The organism is Alkalicoccobacillus porphyridii (assembly GCF_007293315.1).
Lineage (GTDB): Bacteria > Bacillota > Bacilli > Bacillales > Bacillaceae_D > Alkalicoccobacillus > Alkalicoccobacillus porphyridii.
This window is the reverse complement of record NZ_VLXZ01000015.1, coordinates 49,088-64,076: the sequence shown is the minus strand read 5'-3', so window position 1 is coordinate 64,076 and position 14,989 is coordinate 49,088. Positions and strand designations below refer to the sequence as shown.

The following is a 14,989-nucleotide window of genomic DNA, read 5'->3' as shown; positions in this document are numbered from 1 at the left end:
TCTAGGATATACTGTGTTATATATTCATTCCAATGAACGGATAAGTACACGATACAGAATCACACAGAGAGCTGGGGTAGCTGAAAACCAGTTGAGGATGTAAGTGGAAGTATGGTCCGGGAGGATTCTGTCTTCGAGTGGTTTTGCCATAAGGGGAGAGCGTAGCTGGCGTTAACAGATAAGTCATGATGACTTTATGAGCCCTTCTGCTGTGAAGCGAGGGGGAACTTGGGTGGTACCACGTGAGCATAGCTCTCGTCCCGATTGCGGATGAGGGCTTTTTTATATGGAAAAAATGAAGCAGAGGAGGGCATATCATGCCTGAAGAAAAGAGCAGCTTTTATATTACGACCCCGATTTATTACCCGAGCGGGAATTTGCACATCGGTCATACGTATACAACGGTGGCGGGAGATGCAATGGCTAGATACAAACGTCTACGTGGATATGAGGTTCGTTACTTAACGGGTACGGATGAGCATGGCCAGAAGATTGAGAAGAAAGCAGCAGAGGAAGGTCTTACACCACTTCAATTCACTGACAAAATGGTAGAACCGATTAAGGCACTTTGGGAGAAGCTTGATATTTCATATGACGATTTCATCCGGACAACAGAGGATCGTCATAAAGTTGTGGTAGAACAGATTTTTGAACAGCTGCTTAAACAAGATGATATTTACCTTGGAGAATATGAGGGCTGGTACTCTGTTTCAGATGAAACTTTTTATAATGAGCGTGAGCTTGTAGATGCGACGAAGGATGAACAAGGTCATGTAACAGGCGGAAAGAGTCCAGACTCAGGACATCCCGTTGAAAAAGTCCGCGAGCAGTCCTACTTTTTCCGGATGAGTAAGTATGCGGATCGTTTGCTTGCCCATTATGAAGCGAACCCTGACTTTATCCAACCGGTATCACGTAAAAATGAAATGGTGAATAACTTTATCAAGCCAGGACTTGAGGACTTGGCTGTATCTCGTACAACCTTTAATTGGGGTGTAAAGGTTCCGAGTAATCCAAAGCATGTGGTCTATGTTTGGATTGATGCATTAGCAAACTATGTTACGGCTCTAGGTTATGGAACCGATGATGATGCCTTGTATCAGAAATACTGGCCAGCGAGTGTTCACCTAGTAGGTAAGGATATCCTAAGGTTCCACACAATCTATTGGCCAATTATGCTCATGGCATTAGATGTGCCGCTACCGAAAAAAGTTTTTGGGCACGGCTGGTTTCTTACTAAGGACGGCAAAATGTCAAAATCAAAAGGAAATGTGGTTAACCCTGTTCCACTAATCGACCGCTACGGCCTAGATGCGATTCGTTATTATTTGCTACGTGAAGTACCATTTGGTTCAGATGGGGTGTTTACACCGGATGCATTTGTGGAGCGAGTGAACTACGATTTAGCAAATGATTTGGGGAATCTATTAAATCGAACCATTGCGATGATTCAAAAGTATTTTGATGGAGAAATTCCTGCTTATGTGAAAAATGGCACCCCATTTGACGAGGATCTGCTTGATCTTGTAGGGGCTACGATCACAAAAGTAGAGAATGCAATGGAGGAGATGGAATTCTCTATTGCTTTAACGGCAATTTGGCAGCTTGTCAGTCGTACAAATAAATACATTGATGAGACTCAGCCATGGACCCTAGCAAAGGATGAGGGAGAGAGAGAACGTCTTGGCACTGTGATGTACCATCTAGCGGAGTCATTACGAATTATTTCTGTGCTTATCCAGCCATTCATGACTAAAACACCAGGTAAGATCTGGTCGCAGCTTGGTATTGAGCAAGCTCTTACTACATGGGATTCAACCGCAGAATTTGGGCAAATTCCAGCTGGAACAAAGGTTGGTAAAGGCGAACCGATTTTCCCTCGCTTGGATGTTGCAAAAGAGGTCGCTCATATTGTGGAACTAATGGGCGGTAAGGTAGAGGAAGAAGAGCCGGAAGAAATAGAAGACGAGAATCAAATTACAATTGATGACTTTGCTAAAGTGGAGCTGCGTGTAGCGGAAGTGACTGCAGCTGAGCCAGTGCAAGGAGCCGATCGCCTCTTAAAGGTTCAGCTTGACCTAGGCTATGAGCAGCGTCAGGTTGTCTCAGGTATTGCGAAATTTTACACACCAGAAGACCTAGTAGGTAAAAAGGTTATCTGTGTAACGAACCTTAAACCAGTGAAGCTACGTGGAGAGCTCTCACAGGGTATGATTTTAGCAGGTTCTAAAGGGAAAAAGCTTCAGCTTGCTACCATTGATGGAGCTTTACCAAATGGAGCCCAAGTTAAATAAGGAAAAAGCAGGACGGCACTAGATTTCATTGTGCCGTCCTGCTTTTATTCGTCTATTTCTATCTTATTAATTCTAACGCGGCTGACTTTTCTTGTTTCCACTTCTAGGATTTCAAAATGAAGGTCATTAAATGTGACCGTTTCACCTACAGTAGGTAGATAACCAAACTGATGAAGGAGAAAGCCGGCTAAGTTATCCTCTGCTTCAGGGATTCGTGTATTAAAGACGATATTAAGGCGACGTAGTGCGATTTTTCCGTCACATATGATTTCTGTTTCCGTTTGTTTTTCAACTAACACATCATCAACATCGGTCTCGTCCTCAATATCTTGTCCAATAATGGCTTCAATAAGGTCCTCATGTGTAATGATTCCCTCTGTGCCGCCATATTCATCTAACACAATGGCAATATGCTTTTTTTCTTGAATCATCCGCTGAAATACACTGTTTACTGGTTGAAATTCGTTCACGAACATTGGATTCAAATCAGCAACGTCCCTAGCTTGTTTGTGAGGGTTCTGAAACCAGGCAAGGACAAATTTTGAATGAAAGACCCCAATAATATGATCAAGATTCTCTTCATATACCGGATAACGAGAGTATTGATTAAGGGATAGAATCTCCTGAGCTTCTTCAAATGTCATGTCTGCTGAAAGCCCATGTACATCAATTCTTGGCGTTTTAAGAACATCCGCAACATTTAATTGTTGAAAATCAAGCATGCTTTTTAATCTATGTACTTCCTCGTTTTCAAACGTTCCCTCCGTTTGCCCGATATCAAACATCGCTCTCATCTCTGCTTTTGAAAAGGAGGTCTGATCTGTATCCTTTTGTCCAATTAGCTTAATAACTAAATGGGTAAGGGCATTTAAGAGGTAGGTGGCAGGCTTTAAAATAATCAGCAGTAATCGTGTAAGTGGATATACCATGTACGCAATACGATCTGGATAAGCTGCGGCAACAGACTTTGGTAAGACCTCAGCAAAAATAATGATAGCGACTGTTAGTACACCAGTAGCAATTCCGACATTGATGCCATGTTCCAAAGCGACAATGGTAACAAGAGAAGGCAGGACGATGTTCGGTACATTATTTGCAACTAGAATACCCGGAATAAACTCCTCAGCATTTGATACAAGCTTCAACAGTCGCTCGGACTTTTTATCTCCATTGGCGGCTTTACTTTGAAGTTTGATTTTGTTGGCAGCAGTTAGAGCCGTTTCACTGCCGGAGAAAAAGCTTGAAGCAATAAACAATACGATAATCGCAAAGATCAAGAATGTTCCCTCCAGTTGGTTGATCCGTAGACTCATTCATATACGGACAGTTAGCTCTATCATATATAGCGCAACTGGCAAGGTCAAGGGAGGGCTCAATCAGAACAACCCATCCTGCCGTTATATGAGGCAGGATGGGTTTATCTAGAAACGGATACCTTTATCCTACTCAAGGTAGAACCTCTACTTTACTTGCATCTCCAAACGCAGGATGCGATGTATTTAGGGCTTCAATCCAGACCTTAACTTCATCACCAACTGTCACATCCTCATTACCCTCCGTTAATACAAGATAAGCCGCCCCATGTGATTCATCTATCAACTCTTCTTCTGTTAATCCTTTAGTCCCCTCACTAGTTAAGCCTTCTACTAGTAATATCTGATCACCGTTTATTATCGCTACAATCCCTTCCATTGTGTTGTCTTCAGGGTCGGTCGCATCTTCTGAACACCTGCATTGAGGCTAGCAAGTGCTGTAATGACGATCATAACCAATAATACCTTTGTATTAACTTGCAATGGATTGCTCAAAACAGTAGCTCCCTTCAAGTTTATGATAGAGACTATACAGTTTTATTTTTTGACGTACTACCTCGATACAATGAATATTAAGTAAAGCGTATTAATGTTTTGTAATGATGGGGTGGCTAATATATATGGGGGGGCGGGCAGTGTATTAGCTAAAAAATAGCCGAGCCAGGAGGTGAGTAGACTAACACATCCTGGTTCGGCTTTGACGATATTAAAATTCCTCATATTCCGCGGGGTCCTGATCTTGAATACGCCCATCCGTTTTAGTAAGGATACTAATTGTGACCATATCCTGTTCCGTTAGTTCAAAGTCAAAAACAGCGAGGTTTTCTAGCTGTCTTCCAATCGAAGAGGCTTTAGGAAGAGGTAAGGCACCTAGCTGAATATGCCATCTGAGAATGATTTGTGAGATCGTTTTGTTGTGAGTATCGGCTATTGTCTGAATGGACCGATCCTCTAGCACTTGGCTGGCTCGTCCGAGTGGACTCCATGATTCGGTAATAATCCCGTGCTGCTGATCAAACGAACGCTGCTGCTCTTGAGAAAAATAAGGGTGCAGCTCCACTTGGTTTACACTAGGTGTTACTCCTGTTTCATCAATTAATCGCTCAATATGCTCGGGCAGGAAGTTTGATACACCAATGGAGCGAATCAGCCCCCATTTTTTGGCGTCAATTAAGGCCTGCCACGCTTCGACAAATAGCTCCTGCTTCGGGTTGGGCCAATGCACTAAATACAGGTCGTAATAATCAAGGTCTGCTCTCAGAAGGGATTCTTGGATGGCCATGATGGCTTTTTTATATTCGTGATGTCGTCCTGGAAGCTTAGAGGTGATGCGTAGCTGTTCGCGAGACACGGAGCTACGCTTTACTGCCGCCCCCACAGCACCTTCATTTTCATAGTTAAAAGCAGAATCTATCAACCGGTAGCCAGCATCAATGGCACTGGTCATGGTATGAACACCTTCTGCCCCTTTTACACTTGCGGTTCCAAAGCCTATGGCTGGTAAGGTTAATCCGTCGTTTGTTGTACGTACTGGTATCATGTACAGTCTCCCTTCAGAAATAGCGTTATCGGTCTATACCCTGATAGAAGAGAAATTATCCTGCGTATGTCTTACTATGTTTCAGAATTTTGTTAACAGATGATATCTCCACTCTACTAAAAATACAGAGTCCTTGCTTTTGTGTACATTACATTGATGTATAGAGATAGTGGATGGCTACTGGCTTGGTTCTTCGGCAGCCGCTCCCGAAAATGGGGGCACGCTTACCGCGGGAAGGTAATGAGCTAACTCGACTACGTCGATTTAGCTCATTGAACCTTTTCATCCCACAGGTGTCGGCCCGCCATTTTCGTCCGCTCGTTTTAGTTAGGTATTGGAATGAGAATTTGTACAACAATAAGGACTTGATCTAAAAGGCTAGAGTTCGTGCTTTTGTGGGAATGACAACGATATTTAGAGATAGAGGATGACTAATGATTAAAAAATGAACAAGGACCCTCTTGTCACAAGGATATCGGGAATGAGAGGTATATACATCGGGAAGAAAGCGGAATCCATCGCAAGAAGATCTAAACTCGCGTGCGTATGTCGGTAAGCACAGTCAATTCCCCACCCCACAGATGGAAAATGCGCGAAAATCATCATGTGCTGCGCGAAAAAGCGGAGTGCGTGCGCGGACGCCAGTAAGCGCAGCCAATTGTCTGATTGGAAACATACGACGCCGAAGCGTCTATTAGATTCCATGCTCTCATCCAGAGGAACTTAGTATCCCTCTGCACTAAAAAAGCTTGCCAACGAGTCTGGACTCGTTGGCAAGTTCACAAAAGCCTTACGCTTTAAATTCTTCTATTGCACTTTGGGCAAGCTTTGAAATGGTCATGTCGTCCATTGGCGGGTTGTGCAGTCCTGCTCGGATGTCACGATAATGCCGTTGCAATGGGCATGAAAGTTCTAGGCTTTTAGCGCCAACCACTCGCATCGCTTTATCAACCACAGCAATGCTGTTATTCACAACCGTATGCTTCACCGCACCAATTTCATTTTGAATGAGGTGGCGCGTGTCCATGCTGTCGTATGCGCGAGTGACAGAATAGATAAGATGGCGGGACTGCATCATGAGTAAATCTATTTCACCAAGGCTTGCTTGAACGTTTGGCAGCTCACTAATGGTGCCGGTAATACTGTTTGGTGAATGCTCCGTGGCATATTTGACAGCATAATCCCTTGCCGCCTGAGCAATGCCAAGATAATTGGCGGGAATATGGGTCATCCACGCGTTCACTTGGGCACCACGTTGCTTTTGATTCACTTCAACTAAAAACCAATCGTCCACGCGCACATCTTTTAAAAGTAGGTTATGGCTTTCGGTGCTTCTCATTCCGACCATATTCCAGTTTTCTCGAATGGACAAGCCTGGTGTATCGCGATGAATGAGAAAGAATCCAACGGTTTGCTTTTCTTCGATCCAGACGCCAACAAGATAATAGGTTAGGTAGGGGGACATGGTTGTAAATGTTTTTTCTCCATTAATGACCCAGGAATCGCCATCACGCATGGCCTGTGTTCCCGGTTTGCCTCCGCGGGTCGGGCTACCTGTTTGAGCCTCACTTACGGCTCGGTTAATGACAGCCCCATTTCGCACTTCTTCAGCTAAAAATGAGAGCTGCTCGGCAGTCCATATCTTTTTATCAAAAATCTCTGCTAGGACACCCTGATGCCAGCTGATAGATAAAGCTGTAGCCCCATCCATGCTGCCGAGGGTTTCTTGAAAAAGTACAAGATCAGCCATACGAAGGCCAGCTCCCCCGTATTCTTCAGGAAGGGGAAGGGACGTATAGCCAATGTTAACTAATGCTTGTATATGCTGAGCAGGAAAGGTCCCTGTTTCATCATTTGATTGAGCAGTCTGTTCAATCTGGGGACGGAGATTCTCTAGTTTTTGCAGCCAATTTCTTTGAAAGGCTGTAGTGGCGAATAGGTTTTTTGACATGTTGCTCAGCTCCTCTGCTTTAAAATCGTTTATACCCTTTTTTATTATTATAAGTCAGTTAAGTCTCGGTCAAATCCTTACTATCTGTATAAATAGTAATACCGATGTCTATCTAAAACAAGCGAACGAAAATGAAGGGCCGATACCTGATAAAAATTAGGTCACTGAAAAGGAAGCTTTATATGATAGTAAGTCTTCTCTCAAACAAAAAACGGGAACATGAGCGGAAGGAGAAAACGAAGACTTCTACGGAACAGAACGTGGCAGACCGACATTGAAGTGGCGCTCTTCCACTTCAAGGGCTGAGGCCGTTCCCGTGGAAAGCGAAGTTTTCTCCTGTAGCGGTGTATGAGCTCATTACCTTCCCTTGGGTAAGTGCCCCCACCTTCGGTAGCGGCATCCGAAGAAACAAAACATGATCCGTCCTCTATTTCTTTACATCGATGTAATGAACACATAAGCATAGACTCTATCCTCTTACTCGGGTTGGCCTCTTAAAGATTGCATCCATATCTAAAGAAACGGTAAGATGCAGGTATAAAAACATAGGTATGGAGGGTAAATATGTTATTTGATACACATGTACATTTAAATGCAGATCAATTCGATGAAGACATAGAGGAAGTCATAGAGAGAGCTCGGGATGCCGATGTGGAACGAATGGTTGTCGTTGGTTTTGATGAGAAGACCATTCATAGGGCGCTAGAACTAATCGAAGCCTATGATTTCTTATATGCGGCGGTGGGTTGGCACCCTGTTGACGCCATAGATATGACAGACGACCATTTAATTTGGCTGGAGGAGCTGGCTGCGCATCCAAAGGTCGTCGCTCTTGGAGAAATGGGCTTAGATTATCATTGGGATAAATCGCCAAAGGACATTCAAAAAGAGGTGTTTGTGAAGCAGATTCACTTAGCTAAGAAGGTTAACCTTCCTATCATAATTCACAATCGAGACGCCGATCAGGATATTGTAGAAATATTGGAAGCTGAAGGTGCAAAAAAAGTTGGTGGCATTATGCATTGCTTTGGCGGAAGTGTAGAAATTGCGGATCGTTGTCTTAAAATGAATTTTTATATTTCATTAGGTGGCCCAGTTACGTTTAAAAATGCTAAAAGGCCTAAAGAAGTAGCTAAACACGTACCATTAGACAAACTTTTAATTGAAACGGACTGTCCGTATCTGGCACCTCATCCGAATAGAGGGAAGCGTAATGAACCGAGTTATGTGAGTCTAGTAGCTGAAGAAATTGCTTCACTAAGAGGGATGGAATATGAAGAGTTAGCTAAACAAACAACGCAAAATGCAAATAGATTATTCAAAATGTGATCTTCGTACAGGGACAATCCTTCTTCACCGTTTGACAAGTACTGACATTGTCCCTATGTAGACTTCTTGATTCTTGTTTCTTCAACATTTTTAGAACTGTAATGAAAATGTAATGTCGAGAAAAAAACCTTTTCTTTTAAAGGCTGTCAAGAGATAATGAGGTCATTCTTGTGGGGAAAAGTGAATTTTTTCTAAAGTTTATTTGACAAGGATGGGGACAATCGATATACTTCATAGCGTTAAGAGGAGGAATGTCTACATATGGAAGCGACAAAGACGTACAGGCTTCTGTTGGATCATGTTTCGAATCATAAGTACCTCATATCGATCATGGGGTTTGTCATCATTTTAGCAGGTATATTCTATACGGTGTATGAGATGACAAAGAATTCGGTTACCGTCAGTATCGATGGGAATGAAGATGTTACAATATCAACCCACGCTGACACGGTTGCAGACTTATTTGCAGAAGAGGATTGGAACCCTACACAACATGATGTAATAGAACCGTCATTAGATACAGAACTAATGAATGATACAGAAATACTTTGGAAACAAGCCAAAGAAGTAGCAGTAACACTAGATGGAGAGTCCAATGATGTTTGGACAACGGCTGATGATGTCAGCGGATTACTTGAAGAGCTTTCTGTTCAAGTGAAAGAGCATGATGAGATAGAACCAGCGTTAGATACTGATATTACAAATAATATGACCGTTCAATATGACCCGGCATTTCTTGTTACGTTAAAAAGCGATGGGGAAGAGCAGGAAATTTGGACAACTTCGACAACTGTCGCTGACTTTTTAGATAAAGAACAGATTGAACTAGGTGATCTGGATCGAGTTGAACCCGTTTTAGAGGATAGCTTAGATGAGAATACAGATGTTCAAGTAACGCGCGTTGAAAAAGTCACCGATGTGGTGGAAGAGGAAATTTCATTTGAGACCATCACTAAAGATGATGGAAACCTTGATAAAGGCAAAGAAGAAGTTCTTGAAAATGGAGCATTAGGTATTGTTAAGAATACCTTTGAGGTCATTTTAGAAGACGGAAAAGAAGTCTCAAGAGAACTTTTGGAAGAAGAAACCGTAAAAGAGAGCGTTGATCGAGTGGTGGCTGTTGGAACGCTTGAACAGGCCTCAACCGTAGCGAGCTCAGAGCCAATGAAAGAAGAGAAGACGAATACACAAATCGCTGGAGAAGTAGTCGAAGCGCCGGCGCAGAAGGAAGAGAAATCCTTTACAATGACAGCTACTGCTTATACGGCTGGTTGTGCAGGCTGCAGTGGAGTCACGGCGACTGGAATTGACTTAAATAGTAATCGGAACATGAAGGTAGTAGCTGTAGATCCAAGTGTGATTCCACTTGGCTCCACCGTTCATGTAGAGGGTTATGGAACAGCGATTGCCGGTGATACCGGAGGAGCGATAAACGGAAACAAAATCGACCTTCATATGCCAACCAAAGCAGAAGCGGAACGCTTTGGAAGGAAACAAGTAAAGGTTACGATTGTTGAATAGAATATAAATGTATGTTCGTTGAGCCGATCTGCCAAGCTATATTGGTATAGATCGGCTTCTTTTGTTTTGAGCGAATACAGAGTACAATAAGGAGCAGAATGACGGAGAGATCGGAGTCCCTATATGAAGGTGAAGGAAATTATTGTTGTTGAAGGTCGTGATGATACGACGGCTATTCAAAGGGCGGTAGATGCAGATACAATTGAAACAAATGGCTCTGCCATCGGAGAAGCCGTACTAGAAAGAATTGCTTTGGCAAAGGAGAGGCGAGGTGTCATTATTTTGACAGACCCGGACTACCCTGGTGAACGAATTCGTAAAATCGTCAGCCGGCATATCCCTGGCTGTAAGCATGCATTTCTGCCAATGGAGGAAGCCCTCTCCAAACGCGGGGACGACCTTGGAGTCGAAAATGCATCACCGGAAGCCATCCGCCAAGCGCTACAGACTGTTCATGAAGAGAGTGAGCAAGCACCTGCTCTTATTATATGGGAGGACCTCCATGCTGCTGGACTAATTGCTGGAGAGAATGCAAAGAAACGGCGAGAGAGACTGGGCAAGGAGCTTTCCATTGGATATGCGAATGGAAAACAGCTGCTAAAAAGGCTGCATATGTTCCAAATCACTAAGGAAGAATTTCGTACAGCATTAATGACCGTTTTTAAGGAGGAACATAAGAATGACTAAAGATATTGCCACGCCGCTACGAACGAAGGAAATCCTCGCAAAGCATGGCTTCCATTTAAAGAAAAGCTTAGGGCAGAATTTTTTAATAGATACCAATATATTAACGAATATAGTTGATGCTTCTGGTGTGGATCATGAAACGGGTGTGATTGAAATAGGCCCAGGTATTGGGGCCTTAACAGAACATCTTGCAAGAAGAGCTAAAAAGGTGGTAGCGATTGAAATTGACCAAAGGCTTCTTCCGGTTCTAGAGGACACATTATCACCCTACGAGAACACAACAGTTGTTCATTCAGATGTACTAAAAGCCGATCTTGAGCAGTTATTAATAGATCATTTTTCTGATGTGAAGCAGGTAAAGGTTGTAGCAAACCTTCCTTATTACGTAACCACTCCAATTCTTATGAGGTTTTTAGAAAGTAAAATAAATGTTCAGAGCTTGACGGTGATGATTCAGGCTGAGGTAGCGGAAAGAATTGCAGCAGAGCCTGGGACAAAAGAATACGGGGCATTATCCATTGCTGCCCAATATTACGCTGTCGCTGAAAGAACGATGATCGTTCCGGCTAGTGTATTTATCCCCCAGCCAAGAGTGGACTCAGCGGTTCTGCATCTGGAGGTCCGAGAAGAGCCAGCCGCAAAAGTGAAAGATGAATCCTACTTTTTTAAGGTGTTTCATGCTAGCTTTGCCAATCGCCGCAAAACCATTTTAAATAACCTGACACACAATTTAGGTACAAAGGAAGAGAAGCCAGCGATAGTAGAAGCTTTAGAGGAAGCAGGAATTGATCCGAAGCGTCGCGGGGAAACACTATCCATCCAAGAATTTGCGCTTTTAAGTGATGCCCTTTATACCCGGTTAAAAGCCTGAATACTGCACCGTTTTCCTCCTGTAATCATAGGCTGAACAGGAGGGGGCGGAGCGATGAAGCTTGTGGTGGGAGAAAGTGTAACGAGAATTTCCTATCAACATGATATGCTGTTTCGAATTGTTGAAATTGGGCAAGGAACAGCCATGCTTGCAGGTGAAGAGATGAGATTGCTTGCCGATGCTCCACTAGAGGATTTGCAGGTGGTCTCTGATATAGATAAGCGGAAAAGACGGCAGAAGGGCAAAGAAAAAGAAGACGTCTCGTATCGTCTGTTTCGCCAAGATGCCAAGTTAATGAAGAAACGTAACGAATATGATGCAACCTCAGGCTATGAGGCTGATGATGCTCAGTTTTTTGAGATGCGTGGTCGAGTGCTGCATCTTGACGGTGATGCATTTTATCTTCAACGCTGTACGGAGCTTTATGAACGGTTTGGTGTACCAGTATATGGCGTACATCTTGAGGAGAAAAAAATGCCTGAGCAGATTGAATCCCTACTTGAGATGGTGCAGCCTGATATTGTGGTAATAACGGGACATGATGCGTATTTAAATGATCGTGGGAATCAGGATGATCTGAGAGCCTATCGACATACAAAGTATTTTGCAGAATGTGTACGTATTGCACGCAGATATTGCTCTCATAGAGATGAATTAATTATTTTTGCGGGGGCCTGCCAATCACATTTTGAAACATTGATTAAGGCAGGAGCCAATTTCGCAAGCTCTCCAGAACGGATCAACATTCACGCGCTTGATCCAGTATATATTGCTGCAAAAGTAAGCCGAACCTCTTATAAAGACGCCATACGACTCTGGGAAGTCCTTCGGAACACGATAACCGGCGAAAAAGGCGTCGGTGGCATTGAGACAAAAGGCGTCATGCGTTTAGGAATGCCACTAAAGCAAGAGCATACGTAAGAAGCATTAAATAATTTAAGGACGCATTTAAGGGCCAACACCTGCAGGATGAACAGGAGGCCACTAAAAAAGTCATATAAGAATGAGCTGAATGACGCCGCTACAGGAGAACCCTGCGTTTTCCGCGGGAACGGCCTCAGACATTGAAGTGGAAGGGCGCCACTTCAATGTCGGTCTGCCGCGTTCTGTTCCGCAGGAGTCTACGGGTTCTCCTTTCGCTAACGTTGTGAAATAAACAATTGTAGAACTTCGCAGTCTTATAAAGATCGTTTTTCAATGACCTCGATAATGAGGCTGTTTAATATGAATAGGCTTGCCTAGTGCCTGTGGTAAGCGTGCCCCCAAATGTGTATAGATTATCTCAACACCTCAGTATACGAGGTGTTTTTTTAGTTTTACTTTTTATACATAAAATTCGACAAATTGCTTCAAACTAAGACAGACTAATAGTTGGAAGATTCTTTTTTTGTGCAAAAGCGTTGACATGATTCGAAGCATGTTGTTATAATTAAAAATTTATTTGACGAATTGTGGCGATTGTGCTATAATGAGCAAATAGCGAGGTGGGTGTCAGAATGGGAAAAACGTTGATCGATATCAAGCGAACACTGGATGCGAATGTTGGCAAGCGTATTACAATTAAAGCGAATGGTGGCCGTCGTAAAACCATGGAACGTTCTGGTCTATTGGAAGAAACTTACCCTTCAGTATTTATCGTTAAGCTAGATGAAGATGAAAATGCGTTTGAACGAGTATCTTACAGCTATGCGGATGTGTTAACTCAAACAGTTGAACTTCTATTATCTGAAGAAGGCGACAGTGAGGTAGTACTGAACGCTTAACATCATGATGAGACAGATGATTGTGACTTTCTGCTATATACAGGAAGTCATATTTTTTTTGGATTCAACCACACTAAGGATGCTGCCGTATTTCTTTTTTAAAAGGAGCTGTTCCTGATGAGTAGAAGACGCGGAGTCATGTCTGAACAATTGAAAGTAGAACTAGCTAAAGAGCTTGGGTTTTACGAAACAGTTGAAAAAGAAGGCTGGGGCGGCATCCGTGCCAGAGACGCTGGTAATATGGTGAAACGAGCAATTGAAATAGCTGAAAACCAATTAGCAAGCGAGCGAAACTCTAAGTAAAGATCGATCGGCAGCAGCTGCTCCATTCTCTGGGGCAGCTTTTATTATGTCCAAAGGTTTAAATTTATGGAGTGGGGGAATACTGAATCTAACAAACTACTAAAAAAGGAGGTTAGGATCATGAGTTTAAAAGAATATATTGAGTCCATCAACGAGATGCTTGAAGAAGCAAAGGACAATATGCAAAAGAGTGAAGATGCTCGCTCATAGGACTATGACCTAACCTCATACTTAATAGCAAGTAATATATGCTTTTCTACACGCAATGACTCTCAGATAAATTCTGAGGGTCATTTTTTTGTTTTTGGAGAAGATGTTTTTGGTCATGCTGTTAGATAATATGAATGGATGCGTGCCCCAATCTCGGTAGCAAAGCTGTAGCCACTAGATTTTTCTGTACGGAAATAACTAGCCGTTAGACCCCAGAATCGATCTGAGGTGGTATGATTAGGGAACTAGTGATAAAATAGCGTAAGCATAGGAGAAATAGAAGGTGAAGACGTGAAATGTTCAGTAAAAGCACCGGCAAAAATTAATTTGTCCCTTGATGTCTTAGGAAAAAGGGAAGATGGCTACCACGAGGTTGAAATGATTATGACAACGGTTGATTTAGCAGACCGTATTGACCTAACGGAATTGCCACATCCTCAAATAACGGTGGAAGTATCTGAAGGATATGTTCCAAGTGACCATCGAAACCTTGCGTGGCAAGCGGGTCATTTACTTCAAACGCGTTTTGGAGTAAAGAAGGGTGCTCACATTTATATTACAAAACGTATTCCCGTTGCAGCAGGACTTGCAGGTGGAAGCAGTGACGCAGCTGCAACCTTAAGAGGCCTGAATGAGCTATGGGGATTAGATCTGTCATTGGACGAGCTTGCTAAGCTTGGCAGTGAAATAGGCTCTGATGTTCCATTCTGTGTGTATGGGGGTACCGCCATTGCGACTGGCAGAGGTGAGATCATAGAACACATTGATGCGCCACCGCCGTTTTGGGTTATTCTTGCGAAGCCTCCCACTGGTGTTTCAACCGCAGACATTTATAGAGGCCTGCAATTAGATGCTGTGACACACCCTGATACACCTAAGATGGTTGAGGCTATTCGCGCTCAGGACTTTAAACAGATCTGTAGTCAGCTCCACAATGTGTTGGAGTCTGTCACTCTTGGTTTATATCCGGAAGTAGCGAATATCAAGAATCAGATGCAGAAGTTTGGTGCAGATGGTGTGTTAATGAGTGGCAGTGGACCGACTGTTTTTGGTTTAATTGAGAAAGAATCTAGAGTAAACCAAATTTATAATGGTCTGCGGGGGTTCTGTGAAGATGTATTTGCTGTAAGGGTGATTCGTTCCGCCAACACTTGCTTAAAACCGGATAAGAATGGTATCTTATAAATAATTATTCGGTTTTTGGCGG

14 protein-coding genes are annotated in these 14,989 nt (G+C 43.0%); 9 read left to right on the top strand and 5 right to left on the bottom strand.

What is annotated here, in order from left to right; all coding sequences use genetic code 11:
• Positions 1 to 317 precede the first annotated feature (317 nt).
• Entirely contained in the window at positions 318 to 2,294 is a 1,977-nt protein-coding gene (metG, locus tag FN960_RS18330) for a methionine--tRNA ligase (RefSeq protein ID WP_143850320.1), read from the top strand.
• A gap of 44 nt (positions 2,295 to 2,338) precedes the next feature.
• On the opposite strand, the gene FN960_RS18325 is transcribed toward metG, so the two are convergent.
• The 5 genes from FN960_RS18325 to FN960_RS18310 form a co-directional block, all read right to left on the bottom strand.
• A complete protein-coding gene (locus FN960_RS18325) occupies positions 2,339 to 3,571 on the bottom strand; it encodes a hemolysin family protein (protein ID WP_143850319.1) in 1,233 nt (410 codons plus the stop codon).
• A gap of 169 nt (positions 3,572 to 3,740) precedes the next feature.
• Positions 3,741 to 3,986 (bottom strand): DUF3221 domain-containing protein, encoded by a 246-nt coding sequence (locus tag FN960_RS18320; RefSeq protein WP_143850318.1) that lies wholly within the window; start codon positions 3,984 to 3,986, stop codon positions 3,741 to 3,743.
• Complete coding sequence (locus tag FN960_RS23250; RefSeq protein WP_260682062.1) at positions 3,971 to 4,102, bottom strand: hypothetical protein; 132 nt, start codon at positions 4,100 to 4,102, stop codon at positions 3,971 to 3,973. Before FN960_RS23250 ends, FN960_RS18320 begins: the two co-directional genes overlap by 16 nt.
• A gap of 211 nt (positions 4,103 to 4,313) precedes the next feature.
• Positions 4,314 to 5,147 carry an aldo/keto reductase gene (locus FN960_RS18315; protein ID WP_185971102.1) on the bottom strand — a complete coding sequence of 278 codons (834 nt, stop codon included), beginning with the start codon at positions 5,145 to 5,147 and terminating at the stop codon, positions 4,314 to 4,316.
• 790 nt (positions 5,148 to 5,937) lie between these two features.
• Positions 5,938 to 7,098, bottom strand: coding sequence for an acyl-CoA dehydrogenase family protein (locus FN960_RS18310; protein WP_143850316.1), 1,161 nt, complete (start codon positions 7,096 to 7,098; stop codon positions 5,938 to 5,940).
• A gap of 564 nt (positions 7,099 to 7,662) precedes the next feature.
• Here FN960_RS18310 and FN960_RS18305 point away from each other — a divergent pair.
• The 8 genes from FN960_RS18305 (at position 7,663) to ispE (ending at position 14,967) form a co-directional block, all read left to right on the top strand.
• Positions 7,663 to 8,427, top strand: coding sequence for a TatD family hydrolase (locus FN960_RS18305; RefSeq protein WP_143850315.1), 765 nt, complete (start codon positions 7,663 to 7,665; stop codon positions 8,425 to 8,427).
• Between the two features lie 261 nt (positions 8,428 to 8,688).
• On the top strand, positions 8,689 to 9,948 hold the full coding sequence (locus FN960_RS18300; protein ID WP_143850314.1) for a G5 and 3D domain-containing protein: 1,260 nt from the start codon (positions 8,689 to 8,691) through the stop codon (positions 9,946 to 9,948).
• Between the two features lie 123 nt (positions 9,949 to 10,071).
• A complete protein-coding gene (rnmV, locus tag FN960_RS18295) occupies positions 10,072 to 10,635 on the top strand; it encodes a ribonuclease M5 (protein WP_143850313.1) in 564 nt (187 codons plus the stop codon).
• Complete coding sequence (rsmA, locus tag FN960_RS18290; RefSeq protein ID WP_143850312.1) at positions 10,628 to 11,506, top strand: 16S rRNA (adenine(1518)-N(6)/adenine(1519)-N(6))-dimethyltransferase RsmA; 879 nt, start codon at positions 10,628 to 10,630, stop codon at positions 11,504 to 11,506. Before rnmV ends, rsmA begins: the two co-directional genes overlap by 8 nt.
• A 54-nt stretch (positions 11,507 to 11,560) precedes the next feature.
• Positions 11,561 to 12,427 carry a sporulation peptidase YabG gene (gene yabG / locus FN960_RS18285; RefSeq protein ID WP_143850311.1) on the top strand — a complete coding sequence of 289 codons (867 nt, stop codon included), beginning with the start codon at positions 11,561 to 11,563 and terminating at the stop codon, positions 12,425 to 12,427.
• 575 nt (positions 12,428 to 13,002) lie between these two features.
• The gene (gene veg / locus FN960_RS18280; protein ID WP_143850310.1) at positions 13,003 to 13,269 is read left to right on the top strand and encodes a biofilm formation stimulator Veg; all 267 of its coding nucleotides are present in this window, start codon (positions 13,003 to 13,005) and stop codon (positions 13,267 to 13,269) included.
• Positions 13,270 to 13,386: 117 nt separating this feature from the next.
• Positions 13,387 to 13,572, top strand: coding sequence for a small, acid-soluble spore protein, alpha/beta type (locus FN960_RS18275; protein ID WP_143850309.1), 186 nt, complete (start codon positions 13,387 to 13,389; stop codon positions 13,570 to 13,572).
• A 501-nt stretch (positions 13,573 to 14,073) separates the two neighbouring features.
• Positions 14,074 to 14,967 (top strand): 4-(cytidine 5'-diphospho)-2-C-methyl-D-erythritol kinase, encoded by an 894-nt coding sequence (gene ispE, locus FN960_RS18270; protein WP_143850308.1) that lies wholly within the window; start codon positions 14,074 to 14,076, stop codon positions 14,965 to 14,967.
• The last annotated feature ends 22 nt before the right edge of the window (positions 14,968 to 14,989 follow it).